This is a genomic window from Pontibacter sp. GD13, from assembly GCF_058216355.1.
In genome coordinates this window covers 320,972-337,734 of the sequence record NZ_JBYZMQ010000002.1, presented here as the reverse complement: position 1 = coordinate 337,734, position 16,763 = coordinate 320,972, and the positions used below count along the sequence as shown (strand labels likewise).

At 50.9% G+C, this 16,763-nt stretch carries 16 protein-coding genes; 10 read left to right on the top strand and 6 right to left on the bottom strand.

Annotated elements, in window-relative coordinates; all coding sequences use genetic code 11:
- Window positions 1–27 precede the first annotated feature (27 nt).
- The 4 genes from AC4BAN_RS05140 to hrpB all read left to right on the top strand — a co-directional run bounded on the left by AC4BAN_RS05140 (window position 28) and on the right by hrpB (window position 5,112).
- On the top strand, window positions 28–657 hold the full coding sequence (locus tag AC4BAN_RS05140) for a nitroreductase family protein (protein ID WP_490563304.1): 630 nt from the start codon (window positions 28–30) through the stop codon (window positions 655–657).
- A gap of 19 nt (window positions 658–676) precedes the next feature.
- Window positions 677–1,378 carry a DsbA family oxidoreductase gene (locus tag AC4BAN_RS05135; RefSeq protein WP_490563303.1) on the top strand — a complete coding sequence of 234 codons (702 nt, stop codon included), beginning with the start codon at window positions 677–679 and terminating at the stop codon, window positions 1,376–1,378.
- Window positions 1,379–1,468: 90 nt separating this feature from the next.
- On the top strand, window positions 1,469–2,506 hold the full coding sequence (locus tag AC4BAN_RS05130; protein ID WP_490563302.1) for an LLM class flavin-dependent oxidoreductase: 1,038 nt from the start codon (window positions 1,469–1,471) through the stop codon (window positions 2,504–2,506).
- A 38-nt stretch (window positions 2,507–2,544) separates the two neighbouring features.
- A complete protein-coding gene (gene hrpB / locus AC4BAN_RS05125) occupies window positions 2,545–5,112 on the top strand; it encodes an ATP-dependent helicase HrpB (protein ID WP_490563301.1) in 2,568 nt (855 codons plus the stop codon).
- Between the two features lie 56 nt (window positions 5,113–5,168).
- Here the strand turns inward: hrpB and proC are convergent, their stop codons facing one another.
- Entirely contained in the window at window positions 5,169–5,993 is an 825-nt protein-coding gene (proC, locus tag AC4BAN_RS05120) for a pyrroline-5-carboxylate reductase (RefSeq protein ID WP_490563300.1), read from the bottom strand.
- 538 nt (window positions 5,994–6,531) lie between these two features.
- On the opposite strand from proC, the gene AC4BAN_RS05115 reads away from it, so the two are divergent.
- Window positions 6,532–6,741, top strand: coding sequence for a helix-turn-helix transcriptional regulator (locus AC4BAN_RS05115; RefSeq protein ID WP_490563299.1), 210 nt, complete (start codon window positions 6,532–6,534; stop codon window positions 6,739–6,741).
- A gap of 182 nt (window positions 6,742–6,923) precedes the next feature.
- On the opposite strand, the gene AC4BAN_RS05110 is transcribed toward AC4BAN_RS05115, so the two are convergent.
- The gene (locus AC4BAN_RS05110) at window positions 6,924–7,637 is read right to left on the bottom strand and encodes a LuxR C-terminal-related transcriptional regulator (RefSeq protein ID WP_490563298.1); all 714 of its coding nucleotides are present in this window, start codon (window positions 7,635–7,637) and stop codon (window positions 6,924–6,926) included.
- 196 nt (window positions 7,638–7,833) lie between these two features.
- A complete protein-coding gene (locus AC4BAN_RS05105; RefSeq protein ID WP_490563297.1) occupies window positions 7,834–8,280 on the bottom strand; it encodes a hypothetical protein in 447 nt (148 codons plus the stop codon).
- Window positions 8,281–8,495: 215 nt separating this feature from the next.
- On the opposite strand from AC4BAN_RS05105, the gene AC4BAN_RS05100 reads away from it, so the two are divergent.
- Window positions 8,496–8,687, top strand: coding sequence for a cold-shock protein (locus AC4BAN_RS05100; RefSeq protein ID WP_490563296.1), 192 nt, complete (start codon window positions 8,496–8,498; stop codon window positions 8,685–8,687).
- A gap of 88 nt (window positions 8,688–8,775) precedes the next feature.
- On the opposite strand, the gene AC4BAN_RS05095 is transcribed toward AC4BAN_RS05100, so the two are convergent.
- Window positions 8,776–9,219, bottom strand: a complete 444-nt coding sequence (locus AC4BAN_RS05095) for a hypothetical protein (RefSeq protein WP_490563295.1) — start codon at window positions 9,217–9,219, stop codon at window positions 8,776–8,778.
- 502 nt (window positions 9,220–9,721) lie between these two features.
- On the opposite strand from AC4BAN_RS05095, the gene AC4BAN_RS05090 reads away from it, so the two are divergent.
- From AC4BAN_RS05090 to AC4BAN_RS05080, 3 genes are all read left to right on the top strand, one after another.
- Complete coding sequence (locus AC4BAN_RS05090; RefSeq protein WP_490563294.1) at window positions 9,722–9,913, top strand: cold-shock protein; 192 nt, start codon at window positions 9,722–9,724, stop codon at window positions 9,911–9,913.
- Between the two features lie 222 nt (window positions 9,914–10,135).
- Window positions 10,136–10,972: an alpha/beta fold hydrolase gene (locus tag AC4BAN_RS05085; RefSeq protein ID WP_490563293.1), complete on the top strand. Its 837-nt coding sequence runs from the start codon at window positions 10,136–10,138 to the stop codon at window positions 10,970–10,972.
- Window positions 10,973–11,102: 130 nt separating this feature from the next.
- Complete coding sequence (locus tag AC4BAN_RS05080; protein ID WP_490563554.1) at window positions 11,103–11,294, top strand: cold-shock protein; 192 nt, start codon at window positions 11,103–11,105, stop codon at window positions 11,292–11,294.
- Window positions 11,295–11,646: 352 nt separating this feature from the next.
- Here the strand turns inward: AC4BAN_RS05080 and AC4BAN_RS05075 are convergent, their stop codons facing one another.
- A complete protein-coding gene (locus tag AC4BAN_RS05075) occupies window positions 11,647–11,931 on the bottom strand; it encodes a hypothetical protein (protein WP_490563292.1) in 285 nt (94 codons plus the stop codon).
- A 299-nt stretch (window positions 11,932–12,230) separates the two neighbouring features.
- Window positions 12,231–16,184, bottom strand: a complete 3,954-nt coding sequence (locus AC4BAN_RS05070) for a DUF7149 domain-containing protein (RefSeq protein WP_490563291.1) — start codon at window positions 16,182–16,184, stop codon at window positions 12,231–12,233.
- Between the two features lie 153 nt (window positions 16,185–16,337).
- On the opposite strand from AC4BAN_RS05070, the gene AC4BAN_RS05065 reads away from it, so the two are divergent.
- The gene (locus AC4BAN_RS05065; protein WP_490563290.1) at window positions 16,338–16,661 is read left to right on the top strand and encodes a thioredoxin family protein; all 324 of its coding nucleotides are present in this window, start codon (window positions 16,338–16,340) and stop codon (window positions 16,659–16,661) included.
- The last annotated feature ends 102 nt before the right edge of the window (window positions 16,662–16,763 follow it).

The window sequence follows — 16,763 nt, the reverse complement described above, 5'->3', positions numbered from 1 at the left end:
TACTAACCAAAAACATGTTTACCTACCATGAACGTACTACAGTCACTGGAATGGCGCTACGCCTCCAAAAGAATGAACGGCCAGAAAGTGCCCGCCGATAAACTAAACATCATACTGGAAGCCATTCGCCTGGCCCCTTCCTCTATGGGCCTGCAGCCTTATACTGTTTTGGTGATAGCGGATGAGGAACTGAAGAAAAAGATCAGGCCTATTGCGATGAACCAGCCACAGATAGCCGAAAGTTCACACCTGCTGGTGTTTGCCGCCTGGGATGACATTACCCCGGCCCATATTGAAGAATACATCCAGCATACAGCCGCTGTTAGAGGCACTCCCGAAGCCAGCCTCGTCGACTTTAAGAACACCCTGTTAAAGATCGCCGAAAACAATACGCAGGAGCAGAACTTTAACTGGGCAGCCCGACAGGCGTATATCGCCTTTGGCACAGGACTGTTAGCCGCAGCCTCCGAAAAGGTGGATGCCACCCCCATGGAGGGATTTGACAGCGCCGCTTTGGACGAGCTTTTGAACCTGAAGGAAAAAGGCCTGCGCAGCGTCACGCTGATGCCACTGGGCTACCGCGATGCGGAAAGCGACTGGCTGGCCAGCTTGCCAAAGGTTCGGCGCACAAAAGAAAAACTGTTCCTGGTACAATAGAACCCTTTAACTGATAAACATGAAAAAGCAAAGAATAAAAATAGACATCATCTCAGATATCAACTGCCCCTGGTGCTGGATCGGTGAGAGCCGGTTAAAAAAAGCCATGGCGGCCGCAGACAGTAAGTATGATTTTGACATCGCATTCAAACCATTCGAACTGAACGCAAGCATTCCGGAGAACGGGCTCACCCGCGAGGAATACTTTAAGAAGAACTACGGCGAGGCCATACTTCCTAAGATTGGGGAGATGGACCGGAACATGGCTGAAAACGGCGCTGCCGAAGGGCTCCAGTTCAACTTCTCGCCCAACATGACCGTGAACAATACTTTTAACGGACACAGGCTCATCTGGCTGGCCGGGGAATGCGGCGTACAGCTGGCAGTGGCCAATGCGCTTTTCAGCAGTTATTTTAAAGATGGCCTGAACATGAACGACCCGGCTGTGCTGACCCGCATTGGCGTGGCGAACGGTATTCCGGCTGAGCGGCTGGAAGGGTTTTTCGAAGGTGAGGAAGGCCGCTCCGAAGTGCGCGATATGGAGAATTTCGCCCATTCGGCGGGCATTACAGGCGTACCCGCTTTTGTCATCAACGATAAGTTCCTGGTTAGTGGCGCACAACCAGCCGACACCTTCCTGAACGTGTTCCAGGAAGTGGCCCCGGCCCTACAGCAAATTCAGACCGAGGGTGCCAGCTGCGGCCCTGACGGCTGCTGTTAATCCTTTACGCCTGCGTTAAACCAAGTACCGGGAACAGTTTTCACAAGCTGTTCCCGGTTTGCGTATAGTGTGACACCCATTACAAACCACATGGAAAATCTACATAATAATACCGCTGCCACAGGAAAAAATCTGAGGAACACGCCCATCTCCGTGCTGGATCTGGTGCCTATTCTGGAGGGCAAAACCGCGGCAGAGGCCTTTAAAAACAGCCTGGATCTGGCCCGCAGCACGGAGCGTTTCGGCTACAACCGGTACTGGATGGCCGAGCACCACAACATGGCCGGCATTGCCAGCTCAGCCACCTCCGTTTTGATCGGTTACATTGCCGGCGGCACCTCCCGGATCAGGGTGGGCTCCGGTGGCGTGATGCTGCCTAACCATGCCCCGCTGGTGGTGGCAGAGCAATTTGGCACGCTGGCCTCGCTATACCCCAACCGCATTGACCTGGGCCTGGGCCGCGCGCCTGGTACCGACCAGGTAACAGCCCAGGCCCTCCGACGCGACGCGCTGGGGGCAGGTAACGACTTCCCGGAGAACCTGGCGGAGCTGCTGCATTACCTGGCGCCCAAAGAAAAGACAAAAGTGAGGGCCGTGCCCGGCGAAGGGCTCAACATCCCTGTCTGGCTCCTGGGCTCGAGCACCTACAGCGCCCAGTTGGCCGGTATGCTGGGCCTGCCTTTTGCCTTCGCCAGCCACTTTGCGCCGCACAGCCTGCATTTGGCCTTAAAATTATACCGCGAAACATTCAAGCCATCCGAGTTCCTGCAGGCACCTTACGCCATGGCAGGGGTAAACGTGGTGGCCGCCGATACGGATGCCGCCGCTCAAAAACTCTCTTCCACCCTTTATACTTCCTTTCTGAATGTGATTCGGGGGACAGCCAGGCAGATGCAACCCCCAACCGATGACCTGGACAGTTCATGGGATGCTTCTGAAAAATATGCCGTGCACCAGATGCTGCGCTACGCTTACATTGGCAGTCCGGAAACGGTACAAACAGGGCTGCAGGCGTTTGTTGACGAGACACAGGTGGATGAGCTGATGGTGACCTCACATATTTACGACCACCAGGCACGGGTGCGCTCTTATGAGATTCTCTCCGGCCTGTGTAAGCGAAGCCAGTAAAATTCAGTACTGGTACTTGTTCTGAAATCTCAAACAGAATGCGGAACTTTGGTCCGATGTCCTCCCCTACTCCTCTTGTTCCTGCGTTACCCCTGCTGCCGGTAACCGAGGCGCTGCCCGAACTGTTGGCAGCGCTCCAAACCCATACCCGCGCGGTGCTGGAGGCGCCACCTGGTGCCGGTAAAACCACCCTGGTGCCGTTAGCCTTGCTGCAAGCCGATTGGCGGCATGACGGAAAGATACTGGTGCTGGAACCCCGCAGGCTCGCAACCCGGGCAGCCGCACAGCGCATGGCCGACCTACTGGGGGAGCCGCTCGGCCAGACAGTGGGCTATTGGATCCGGATGGAGCATGTGGTTTCTGCCAAAACCCGGATAGAGGTGGTCACCGAAGGCATCCTGACCCGTTTGCTGCAGGAAGACCCCACCCTGGAAGGCATAGCTGCCGTTATCTTCGATGAGTTTCATGAGCGCAGCCTGCAGGCTGATGTCGGGCTTGCGCTGGCGTTGGACGCGCAGGCAGTACTGCGCCCGGACCTGCGCCTGCTGGTGATGAGCGCCACCCTCGATGCCACTTCAGTCGGGCAATGGCTGCAGGCCCCGGTGGTGCGCAGCGCCGGCCGGCAATACCCTGTCGATACACATTATAGCAGTGCCTCAGAAGTGGCCGCAGCCGGAAAGTGGCCAAGCCAGCGCCTGGATAACCTGGTACCAAAAGCCATCCGGCAGGCACTGCAACTGCACCCCACCGGCGATATGCTGGTCTTTTTGCCAGGCATGGGCGAGATGCGGCGGGTAGCGCAAAAACTGGAGGGGCACCTTGCCCCGACCACCGATCTTCACCTGCTGCACGGCGACCTGCCTCTGGCCAAACAAATTGCCGCTATCCAACCGGCCCCTGCCGGGCGGCGCAAGATCGTGCTGGCCACCAGCATTGCCGAAACCAGCTTAACCATTGAGGGTGTAACGCTGGTGATTGATGGCGGCTATGCGCGTGTTCCGGAATTCATTCCCCGCACCGGCCTCACCACCCTCGCCACCGTGCCCGTTTCAAAAGCCGCCGCCGACCAGCGGCGTGGCCGTGCCGGCCGGCTTGCGCCGGGCACCTGCTACCGATTGTGGTCTGCTGCCGACCAGCTGCAGCTGCCGGAGCGCCAGACACCCGAGATCTGCGAGGCCGACCTCACAGGACTGGCGCTGGAGCTAGCCCTCTGGGGTGTGAAACAGGTAAGTGACCTGGCCTGGCTGGATACGCCTCCTGCCGCCGCCCTTAGTCTGGCCAACGACCTGCTGATGCGCCTGCAGGCACTGGATGCCCAAGGCAAGCCCACGGCGCACGGGAAAGCACTGGCTCCCCTTGGCCTGCCCCCGCGCCTGGGTCACCTCGTGCTCTGCGGGCAGCGCATGGGCCAGGGGGCAACGGCTTGCGCGCTGGCTGCCCTGCTCTCCGAAAAAGACATTTTAAAACCCCTGCAAGCCACTTGGGGAAACGAACAACCTGACCTGCAGGTGCGCCTGGAACTGCTGGCTGGGAAAAGACCCGCTGTACCGGGCTATACTGTTGATGAAAACACCTTGCGAAGGGTGCGGGAGCAAGCGCAGCACCTGCGCCAGCGCATACGGGAAAAGGGCACGCAGCTGGCACCGGAACACGCAGGCATTTTAACGGCACTGGCCTACCCCGACCGCCTGGCGCAGCGGGAGCATTCCGGGCGCGTGCGCCTGGTTACAGGCCGTAAAGCCAGCCTGCCCACCGAGCTTTTCGGGGAGGCGGCTTTTTACGGCATCGCCCACCTCGACCTGGGCAAGCAACCGCGAGTGCTGTTGGCTGCCCCCATCTCGAAAACAGAGCTGCTGGAGTACTTTTCGGAGCAGCTTGAGGAAAAACAGGAAGTGTACTGGGATGCTGCCACAGCGCGCATCGTTGCCCGGAAGTTTACAAGTATAGGCGCCCTTTTGCTGGAAGAGAAAATGCTCCCTGACCCCGACCCTGCACAAATGGCAACCGTGCTCCTGCAGGTGCTGCAGGAAAAAGGCATTGCACGCCTGCCCTGGTCAGAGGATGCGGTACGCACCCGCCAGCGACTCGCCTACCTGCACGCCCTGGACCCCGACACCTGGCCAGATGTTTCGGATGCGGCCCTGAGTGAAAATATGGCAAGTTGGTTGGGCCCCTTTCTGCAGGGCTTGCGCTCCCTGGAGCAGGTGGCCAAACTGGACTGGAAAGAAATGTTACTGGCGAACCTGAGCTGGGAAAAGCGACAGGAAATGGACCGGCTAGCCCCCACCCATTTCGAGGTGCCCAGCGGATCCCGAATCGCCCTGGATTATACAGACCCCATGGTACCGGTACTCGCCGTGCGCCTGCAGGAGGTGTTCGGTTTACTGGATACGCCGCGGATAGGAGGAGGAAAAACGCCTTTGCTCCTGCATCTGCTCTCCCCCGCCTCGCGCCCGGTACAGGTTACCCGCGACCTGCGCAGCTTCTGGAATGCCGGGTATTTTGCGGTGCGCAAAGACCTGCGGGGGCGCTACCCAAAGCACCATTGGCCCGAAGACCCCTTAACGGCACCGCCCACCCGCGGAATTAAAAGAAAACCACGCTAGCACGGCACACAAGTTACACAGAAGTGGGTAAGTTATCTACTGTATTAGCAGTGGACTTACACCGCTTCTTTTTCACGTTGCGCCTTCAGGTCCAGGATGCGTTTGTAAGATTCGACCAATCCTTTGATGACGGCAGAACTCAGGCCCTGGTGTTCCATCTCGTTCAGTCCGGTAATGGTGCAGCCTTCCGGGGTGGTCACCTTATCAATCTCCTGCTCCGGATGCGACTTATTGATGGTGAGCAAGGTAGAGGCTCCTTTGCTTACCTGCACCGCAATTTTCTGGGCGTCCTCGGCATCCAGGCCGAGCTGTATGCCTCCTTGTGTCACGGCCCGGATAAAGCGCATGTTAAAAGCTATGCCGCTGGAGCAAAGTACAGTGGCACCCGCCATCAGTTCCTCCTCTATCACAAGCGTTTCGCCCAGGCAGTTGAATATCTCCTTCACCTGCTCTTCCACGCTGGCGGCCTTCTCATTAAAGGCCAGGCACGCCATGGATTGATGTACTGCGATGGCAGTGTTCGGCATACTCCGCACAATGGCGAAATCGCCTGCCAGGTCCTGGATGTTCTGGATGGTGATACCAGCGATCACGCTCAAAAGCACATGCTTTTCCGGCTCAAGGTAAGGAAGAATGCCTTTCAGAACATTCTCCAGTTGCGCCGGCTGTACGCACAGCATAATGTAACGGCAGTTTTTTACAGCCAGGCTGTTGTCGCTGGTTACCTGTAAGCCCCTGTCTTTAAGGCTTTGTAAAGACTTGGTGTTTCTTCTGGTCACGTATAAGTTTTCCGGCTCGTACTGTCCGTTGCTCAAAAGTCCTTCTGCTATGGCTTTACCCAGGTTTCCTGCGCCCAGGATAGCGACGTTATCTGTATGCATGCGATTGATTAATAGTAGATCTTGTGGCGATGAAGGTACACTGCCATCAAGTATAATTTTTGTACCGAAATGCAAAAGTACAAAATATTTACCTGAACCAAAAGCCAGATTACTAACCAGGCTGAATCAGAACAAAGTATAACGGGCAGTACAGCACTTGGATAGCATCGTTAATGTGCAATTTTTGTTTGAAAGAAATTGCACCTGTCAGCCAGTTTCTGACGCATATTTATAGAAGCCGGATTCCCTTTTTTAAGGAGCATATCATTTGAAAACTCATTCCGTAACAAGGGCCCCGAATTTATTTATTAGATTGTATAAGCCTTTTTACAGAGAAACTCTGTCTGCGCACAGAACCCTAAAATTAAGCTAAACACCGCAGTAACCGCTTTCCCTACACAAACCCCTGTGTAAATAAACACCCTATACACAAAAAATAACCAAAAGTGGGTATTGCTTGCTTGCACTTCTGCTTATAGTTTCGTAACTATAAATATTGAAAGCATTCCTTGTACCTTTTCACAACTAAATTTTGACCATGGTTACAAAATTACACACCCTGAAAAGAATTGAATGTAAGGTAATTGCCTTCATGGCCGATGGATACACCTCGCGGCAAATTGGAGAGAAATTACACGTTAGTGAAGAATCTGTAGAAACTACGCTGGACTGTTTACAGCGAAAACTGGAAGTGAACCATGTTTTCGAATTGATCAGCTGGGCTTATTTGAAAGGAGTCCTGGTTTAAGAAACTGCCCGTACCGCACCTAAATTCAGCCTTATGAAATTAATGCTTTACCCCCTTATGAAGAAATTACTAGATGCTGTTTCCCCTTTGGTACACTCATCCATGTTACTGTCCAGTCTGATGGCCATGGTGAGCAAATCAGATAGTAATCCGGATAAATAGCAGTTTGTGGCGCGTTTGATTTAAACCAGGTCGAATGCCCGTGCATACTGTGTCAGCTCAAAATAAGAGCTGGTGCCGAGTTTCTTCTTTATATTCCGACGATGTGTCTCTACGGTGGCGTCTGAGATAAAGAGTTCGTCGGCTGTTTCCGCGGCGCTTTTCCCCAAAGCCAACTGGCGGAGTATCTCCTGTTCCCTCTCGGAAAGCTTTCTGAACTTCTGAAAATTCTGACGCAGAAAATTATTCTCCTCCAGCAACCTGGCCACTTTATTTGTCACGTGGTGCAAGGGGTCGACTGGTGAGGCCATGGTAACACTAAGCAGGGGTAAGCCGGCATCATCGCGCAGCAGTATCTTCATGGTACTGAAATACCAGGTGTACACGGGGTTCTCCAGGGTGCGCACCTGCTGGAAAAAGGAGATCACCTCGTTGCTGTCGTTGCGCCTGATCAGGTCGAATACCTTGGGCACGTAGTCTTTTGCATCCTCCTGGTTAAAGAATCTGTAGTTGTATTCGCTTCCCAGGGCTTTGATCTCATCCAGCGACACACCCAGTAACCGCGCCCCCCTCGGCGATAGATACATTACAGAAAGCTCTTCCTGCAGGTTGTGGATGATGACCACGCCAGGCAGGCTATCAGCCACTGCGGCTATCTCGGTTATTTTTTGCTGTATCTGCTGCGCGATGTCCGATGGCGGCAGTTTTACTGTAGAAGGATTTTCCGGTTGGTGCATGTTGAGCAAATTTTGCTTGAATATCTCAAATTGCGCGATATCATATATTTTGCATGTGTGTACCCACCCCTAACCCCTCCGTGGAGCAGAATTTTATTCGTGCTAGTCATTCCCCTACACGGAGGCATCAGGCGTGGGTTAATCGCAACTTGAGCTAAATATATGGCTTTTAAGTCATTCCGCTTTATTCACTTACCTAATTTTTGCTTTCTCCGGCGCAGATGCTGTGCACCAGCGCATCTGCTTTACCGGCAGGCACTAAAAACCGGAGGGCTTCTTCCAGGGTTTTAAAATGCTCCAGCACCTTGTTATCTCCGAAAATGCGGTAAATTTTAGTCCGCATCGCTTCGGCCACCACTTGCAGCATCGCATCTTCTTGCCGAACCATGGCCACCTTTTTTATTGGCGTGGCTTGCAACAGCAGTCCCAATTGCTCAACAGACCATTTCTGATCCTGCATCGTAAAAATACTGGCGGTGGAGTCCATTACCCAATTTTCGAGGTGTAGGCGCTGTATCTGATCAAAGATAGCAAGCATGGCTGCCTTGTATTCCTCGTGGCTTACCGGACGCAGAATCTTACTGTAAATCAGCTTGTGCGATTTCAGCACCTTCGTCGTTAAATAGCTGGTATCTTGCTCCATGTGTTTTCATCAGGTAAGGCCAAATCAGTTTACTTATTACGTAGAACAACTTACCCGGGTGTAAAAGGGAAGTAATGCACCTGTTGCTTAACGACATGATCACATCTTTTTCATGATTTTTTTGGCAGTTTTTTTATAAAAATCATTATATTTGAAATGTTACACGAACAATTTTTCCCTTTTTTACGTCTTCAGTACAAAACAAAATAACCATTATGAATAACGGAACAGTAAAATTCTATAATGAGACCAAAGGATTCGGGTTCATTAAAGACGACAATTCAAATCAGGAATACTTTGTGCACGCTTCAGGCCTGATCGATGAGATCAGAGAGAACGACAGGGTTACATTTGAACTACAGGAAGGAAAAAAGGGGTTAAACGCGATTAACGTGAAGCGCGCTTAATTTATCCATACGCTCTCCAAAAACAGAGAAGCCCGGCACAAGTGCCGGGCTTCTCTGTTTTTGCCTTTTATGCAACCAAGGCGCATGCCTATTCGCACAACTCCTGTGGCACCTCATCGTTCTCGAGTAACCAGTGGCGGGCATGCTCTATCCTGGTAAAACATTCCAGCAGGATCTTGGTGCCATACTTGCGGTATATTTTTTTAATCATGCTGTCGCTTAGCATGTGCAGGAAATGATCGCCCGTGAGCACAACGGCAATTTTGCGTAGCTGTGTTTTTTGCAGTACCACCAACAGATCGTCAATCGCCCACTTCTGGCTGCTCATATCAGGCTGTGTAAACGTTACGGCATGTATCAGCCAACGCTCCAGGTTCTGCTGTTCTATCAGCTGCTGCAAATAAAGCAAACTCTCCTGGTATTCTTCCGTCTCTAATTTTCGTAGCCACTCCGAGCAAACCATTTTGCAAGCGGGCTCTATCTCAATTTTCATGTAATCGCGATACTTCTCCATGCTTCCTACATCATTCATCTTAGTAATATGGGTTCAAAAATTAAGGGGTAAATAGTGCGCGAACAAGTTGCCGACAAGAGGTGAAATGGAACGTGAGTAAATAAAGCAGGCAGAATAATGAGATTTTATACTTATAATATAAGTATTTATACGTAATTATACTGTTTTAATTTAGCATTGTTACTATTTAAACATACAATAATTATATATGTTTTTACTATACTCCATTTTTTTTATAAAGATTTTTTAACCGCCTGTACAAACAACATAAAAAGGCTTAAAATAACCCGATATCGTTCCGATAGCTGCCTGAAAGGCCGGATAAAGCCACTATTGAAAATTAAACTGGTCTTTGACAGGGTAACTTAAAAAAAAGCAGCAGCATAAAGCGACCTACAGGCCAACAGGGCCACTTTTATGGGCTGGAAGAAATAATTGCGTTAATTAAAGCGTTGAAAGTCGATTAAAATGAACAATTTTGCAGCCACAAACGTCATAATGGCATAACAATTATAGTAAGATGAACAAAGGAACAGTAAAATTCTTCAATGACACCAAAGGATTCGGATTCATTAAAGAGGCAGATTCAGATCAGGAGTATTTCGTACACGTATCTGGACTAGTACATGAGATCAGAGAGAACGACGAGGTTACTTTTGAGCTTCAGGAAGGCAGAAGAGGACTGAACGCGGTTAATGTAAAGCGCGGTTAGGTTTAACTATAAAGTCATTCACCAGAAAAGCTTTGCACCCAGTGCAAGGCTTTTCTGCTTTTAGGGCCAGCCTGATTTTGCAAACCCCTCCCCTTTTCCTGTTTTTCGCTAACAAGCAGTGCTCTGCCCTTTTCGTTTCACGCTTCCTTTACAATAATCTGGCAACAGGCATGCACCCGGATTACGTACACTATAAAATTTAAACAAAACAAACTTATAAACATGCCATTTATTAAAACAGACGACTTGCAGAAAGGAGAAAACATTTACCTCAACTACCAGGATTATGGAACGGGCCAACCGGTGATCCTGATACACGGCTGGCCGCTGAGCCATAAAATGTGGGAGCACCAGGTTGCCACTTTGGTAGAGGCAGGCTTTAGGTGCATTACCTACGACAGACGTGGTTTCGGCGACTCATCAAGGCCCTGGAACAATTATGACTACAACTCACTGGCCCGCGACCTGCAGGCGCTTATCAGGCAACTGGACCTCTGGGACTGCGTGCTGGTGGGCTTTTCGATGGGCGGCGGCGAGGTGGTGCGCTACCTCTCCACGTATGGCGACGAACGGATCGCAAAGGCAGTGCTGATCAGCTCGGTTATCCCGATCGTGAAAAAAACAGAGGATAACCCCGACGGTGTGCCCAAAGAGAAACTGAACGACATTATGAATTCCCTTCAAACAGAGCGCGTAACGTTTCTGGGCGAGTTTGGCAAACTGTTCTACAGCTACTCCGATAACAAGGATAAAGTAAGCGAAAAAGCTTTGCACTACGACTGGAGCATTGCCGCAAATGCCTCGCCGAGGGCCACCATCGAAACAGCCAAGGCCTGGGCCAACACCGATTTCAGGCCCGAACTGCCCAAGGTGCGCGTACCCACGCTCATCGTGCACGGCGACGCCGACCAGATCGTACCCATCGAAACAAGTAGTGCGCAATCATCTAAAAAGATACGGGAAAATAAATACGTAGTGATCAAAGGCGGGCCGCACGGATTGTTTGTGACGCACAAGGAACAGCTTAACAGCGAACTGCTCGACTTCCTGCGCCGATAGAACTTGAGACAGCACTTTTCAGGATTATTTCAGCATTTGCAGAAGATATCCGAAAATAAATTTTTTTATTAAAATAAAATGAACACTTTTACATCGACAAGTGTCATAAGTGCAAAACAATTATATCAAGATGAACAAAGGAACAGTAAAATTCTTCAATGATTCTAAAGGATTCGGATTCATTAAAGAGGCAGATTCAGATCAGGAGTATTTCGTACACGTATCTGGACTAGTAGATGAGATCAGAGAAAATGACGAGGTTACTTTTGAGCTTCAGGAAGGCAGAAGAGGACTGAACGCGGTTAACGTTAAGCGCGCTTAGTTTTAACTATAAAGTCATTCACCAGAAAAGCCTTGCACCATGTGCAGGGCTTTTTTGTGTTCTAGTGTTTCGGTTTTAACAAGTACAGCTTTCATAAACAGCTGCAAAATATCAATTTATCATGCTTTTAGCCAACTATTTAGGGTATTTATCCAGCTTTAAGGCCTTTGAAAAATAATTGCACTTATTTTCAGGTTTTCAGAAACCCTACCTTTGCCAACGCCGTAAATACACATGGCTAAAAGTTGAAAAGTAAATTCTACATAAACGTTCTATTATACTTTTCACATATCAGAAGGGCTCCTTGGCGGGGGTCCTTCTGTTTTTTTATGGCTATTGGTAATTGTTACTTCTAGTAACTGTTTCTGCGTTTGGCCTGCTCTTCCAGGGCCTTTAATTCGTGTTCTGCCGCTTTCAGCCTGTTCTGCGCTGCTTTCTCGCGTTGCTTGGCTTCTTCAGCAATCCGTTCCGCTTCTTTCAGGTCGCGCTTTAAGTCATCTACGCGCTCCTGCTGCGCCATCACCTGTGGGTCGTTCGATACATTGCCTCCTCCCGATAGTACAGAGCAACTGGTAGTTGCTGCTAAAAACAATACCATGAAAGCAGGTGCCAGTGTTTTGTATAAAGTGTATTTCATTGTCAATCATTTAGTTAAACATACCCTTATCTACGGCCTAAAGCAGAAAGTAGTTAGTAAATGGACCTCAGCGCAGTTTAAATGCAGTTTGCCCTGCATCTTTAAGTTGCTGGTGTATGCTGAAATATAGTGTGGCGGAAGCAGCAGGAGTAGTTGGCCCCTCTCCCCATCCCTCTCCCCTAAAGGGGCGAGGGAGCTTTTTTACTAGGGTCGAGTTGCTTTTTTTCTCCTCCTCCCGCTGGCAGGAGGTTGGTTGGAGGGTTTTTCTTCCGGCTACAAAAGGCAACGGCAAAGATTAATTATAGGGCCACCCCTACCCTTTCTTCGTAGGCCTGCTGTGGCATGGCAAACCCCGGCTCCACCAGCAGCACTTCGTCGTAGGTTAAGTTGTAGAGGCGATACACCAGCACATCTATCTCGGCCTCCAGCGCAGTTGTATCGGCAGCAGCATCGGCCTGTTTTATACTTAGGATCTGCTCGACCAAGGAAGTTATACTTGCTTTCGTTTCTTCGTCTGGGGTGGCGATGGGGATATTTTCTATGTATTTTGTTAAAAGTTGAAATCCATTTTGTATTTGTGTACAATAGTTTGAAATCAAAAACCATCCAACTTTGGAATTAAGTAAAGCTGATAACGCGACGTCGTCTTTTGCAATAAAATATATTGCATCATTGAAAAATGCCGGCTCATTCACATAAGAAAAAACCGGTTTAACCTGAAACCTTTGGTAAATTATTTTAGGTTCCTCAAAAGATTTGTAATAGCCGCAGGCTCTAACTTCCCACCAATAATCTCCTTTATCAGTTCTTGCTTTGGCTTTTGTTTTGAAGGGTAAAAGCTGCCGTGCCAATGAAGTATAATCAGATGTCAACCTTTCAAAGGCTTCGTTTTCAGGGAGTTCCCCATACCTTTCTGTGGTCCACCCTTTTGGAAAAAATATCAAAAACCCTATATCTTTTAGGTATCCATATCGCTTCACATCGCGGCCAGCCAGAAAGGGCTTGATGATTTCGGCGCTGCGTGGGTCTTCGGAAATGAGCCGTTCTTTGGTAGCTTCATCAATTACAAAAGCCTCGTTGTAACCTGTTTTGATGCCGTAGTATATTTTACCCTCCACATACTCACCCAGCGGCGTGCCTGTATTTTTTAGTTTCTCCAGCAGTTGCTGTGAGGTGCTGTCAGAGAGTGTCCAGCCTGATGCGGGCAGAAGTTCGGCCTTAACTTTATACTTGTGTTGCTGCACATAAGCGGCTAATCCTTTCTCAAATTGCAGCGTGTTTATACTTGCGGCTTCAAAAGTATAACATTCTTCAGGATCATACTTGGCGGCGGCAATAATGAGCGGGTACGTGGTGGCTTCTTCAAAAACGGGAAGATCGCCGAAGTCGAGTAGCTGCACCAGCGTATGGTTTTGCAGCCACTGCCGCAGTGCCTGACCATAACCGGCCCGCATCCATTTGTTGGGTATAATGTAGCTGAACTGGCCGCCGGCGCGCAGCAAGGCTATGCCGCGCTCCACAAAGTATACGTATAGGTCGGCGGTGCCGGCATACGTGCTAAATGCTTTCTGAAGGTATACTTTAAAGTTGCCAAGCTCCTCCTGCCGGATATACGGCGGGTTCCCGATCACCACATCGAAGCCTTTATACTTGCCTTCCTCATCCAACACTTCCGGAAACTCGAAGCGCCATTCAAAGGCCCCTTCGTATACTTTGTTGGTTTCTATGGACTCGCGCTCTTCTTCCAGTTGCTGCAGTTGCTTTTGTTTTTGCTGCAGCTCTTTCTTGTTTCCTTTTTTGGCCCCGAACAGGTCGGGGTTCTGCATCACCGCTATCTGGCCGCGCAACTCCGACAGCTTTTTACGGAGCGGGTCGTTGTTGGCCAGCGTGGTTTTAAATCCCTGCCTGATCTCATCCAGAAACTGAACCAGTTGCTTTTTATCAGCTTTAGAATTGGTGTGCTTATACTTTAACACAGCATCGCGGTAAGCCTGCAGGCTGTGTCCTTTTTTGCCAAAGGCCTCCTGCAAATCAGCCGACAAAGGATAACGGCTCAACAGCGAGTTGCCCTGCCTGATGTTGATGTCGATGTTGGGCAGCGTTTGCAGCTGGGTGTAATTCCCGGTTTCGCTTGCAGTGCTAAAACCCTCGCGCAGGTCGCTGGCATTGGCGTAGCACACGGGGCTGGTTAAACTGGCATCTTGCTGCAAATAATAGGCGTTTTTGAGCAGTTCTATCCAAAGGCGCAGGCGGCATATCTTTACGGAGTTCGGGTTGATGTCCACGCCGAAGAGGCAGTTCTCTATAATGGTCTGCTTTTCATGAAACAGCGCCTCCTGCAGCTCCTGCACCTGCGGGTTTATACTTCGGTGGCCGTTGGGGTGCTGCAGCACGGTGTAGGCAAACAGCTCACCGTAATAATCTGTCACGATCAGTTCATCGTTCTGCACCTCCATGCTGCCATAATGCAGCGGTTTGCCTTGCCGGTTCAGCAGCAGGCGCAGCTCCGCCTTGATCACGATCAGTTCGTTGAGGGCGCTTACCAGGTAATGCCCCGAACCCACGGCAGGGTCGCAGATGCGCAGGCTGTTGAGCAGCGCGTTGTACTCCTGCAGTTTATCCAAAGTATAGTTCCTGTGTACGTGGAGCTGCAGGGATTCGAACCCGGATCCGGCAGCACCGGGATCGATGTGCCAGCCATACTTTTCTGAGAAGCGCTGCACCACCGCACGGCGTATGGCCTCGCGGCTCATGTACATGGTAATAAAGCCGGGGGTGTAGAAAGAGCCGTCGCGGTAGCCGTTAATCTTTTCAAAGATCAGGCCCAGCACCGAGGCCGTGATCAGGGTTTTGTTTTCCTCCTGTATCGCCTCTTTGCCCTCAGCCCCAAAATCATAACTGCCCAAAAAGCGCAGCAGGTACTCCAGTGTGTGCAGCTCCGGCTGGCTCTTACTCAGGTTCCGGCCCTGGCCATCGCGCAGCACCGTTTGAGGCGAGAGGGGCAGCAGGCTGCGGTCTTTCAGGTTCGAGATGCGCAGCGTGTGTTTCTCCAGCGCCGTGGTCTCGAAGAGCGAGGAGTTCAGGTACGGGATGTGGCTATACTTTTGTTTTACATTGGCCGCGCGCTTTTCGGGCCGCTCGGCCAGCACATCGAAAAACAGTTCGTTCAGGTCGTCGAACTCGCGCAGGTTGGCCGTGCTCATAAACGCGTACCGCGTGTCGCCGTGGTGGTAGCTGATGAGCTGCGCCTCCAGCAGCTTCAGGAACAGGATGCGGTTCATCCAGGTGATGCACAGCTCCAGGGCCACGTTAAACAGCTGCTCTTCGCGGGTGCTGCCATAACTGGAGGGCTTATCGAGTCCGCTCACCAGGTCTTCGGAGCGCAGCTTCTGGTAGGCAGCCTCCAGCAGCGAGCCGTGGTTCGGCTTTTGTTGGCGGCGGATCAGTTTGCGGCCTCCCTCCTTCACTTCCTCCAGCCCGATAATGTGCAGCAGCTCCTGGTAAAAGCCTTTGTCCAAGGAGTTGGCATCGTTGGCGAAGGGCTCTTTGAGCAGGTGCGCCGGCGAGAGCAGTTTGTAGAGGGCCACCAGTTTCACATCGTCCTGGGGGTCGGTGTTGCGCAGTGGCTTCTCGTAGTCTTTCAGGTTAAAGTGCGTAAAGCTGATACCTTCGGGGAGGGAAGCAAGCAAGGGCGCAGCAATTTCTTTGTAGAAAAAATCGGTGCTGGCGCTTGCTTTGCGCCCCGCGGCCCAATCCGTAAAATCTTTTTTGAGCTGGGTGTTCCGGAAAAACAAACGGTCGAACTCCAGGGCGTCAAACACAAACCACTCGTGCACGCTGGTTACCACCAGGTGGCGCAGGTCGTGGTTCTTGTGCTCGATGCGCTCGCGCAGGTAATACAGCAGCAGCTCGTGGGTGGCCTTGGCGTTCAGGTTTTCGGGCGTGGGCATGTCGCCTTTATTAGAAGGCCGCTTCACTTCCAGCAGCACGGCGGCATTGCTCTTGGTGCCGGCTCCGGTATGGATCACCAGGTCGGTTTTGCCTTTGGTGTTCAGGCCATAGGCACCGTAAAAGGCCGCTTTCAGAAAATCGCGCAGGTGGTTCTTGGCGTGTTCCTCGGTTTCGTTCAGGTCGATGCTGTCGAGCAGGGTTTTAAGCGTCCCTTTAAAATGCTCCATCTCAGATCGGGATGTTTTAAGCCGGAGGTAGGCCTTGTTAAGAGCCTGGCGCGGGCGCAGGATGTGGTGCTGCATGTGGGGTGTCGTTTGTTTTCTACAGCAAGTTAAACAGGAATTTGGAATTATTAAGTAGAATTCTTTGTACGCATTGGTGAGGAGCTTCCGGACTTTTCCGGCAAAGCTTTTTTGCTTTTCATAAACTGGAGATTGAACGCTCAAATAGAACACATGCAAATAGCCAACGACAAAGACCTGCGTTTCCTGACCTACAAGTATGAATATGTTATTGCGGAGTTTGTGGCTCCCGATTGCCCTGTTTGCATAGAACTGGAACCCGTATTTGACAGAAAATCAAAAGACCCTGCTTATAAAGATGTATTGTTTCTGTTGATAGACGCTGCTGAAAACCCGGTTTCGAGTTCATCGGTTAAGTTAAGCGGCACCCCCTTCGTGGCCATCTACAAAAGGGGCACCCTCCGCGACTGCCACCTGGTAAAATCAGAAGAAGAACTTAACGAGATGCTGGATAAACTCATGGCCATTGAGAAATAAGCGGTTGTAAGAGCCTCTCGGTAAACCCCTCCTCCCAACCTCCTCCCAGTGGGAGGAGAAGTAAAAAAGCTCCCTCGCCCCCTCGGGGAGAGGGCTGGGGTG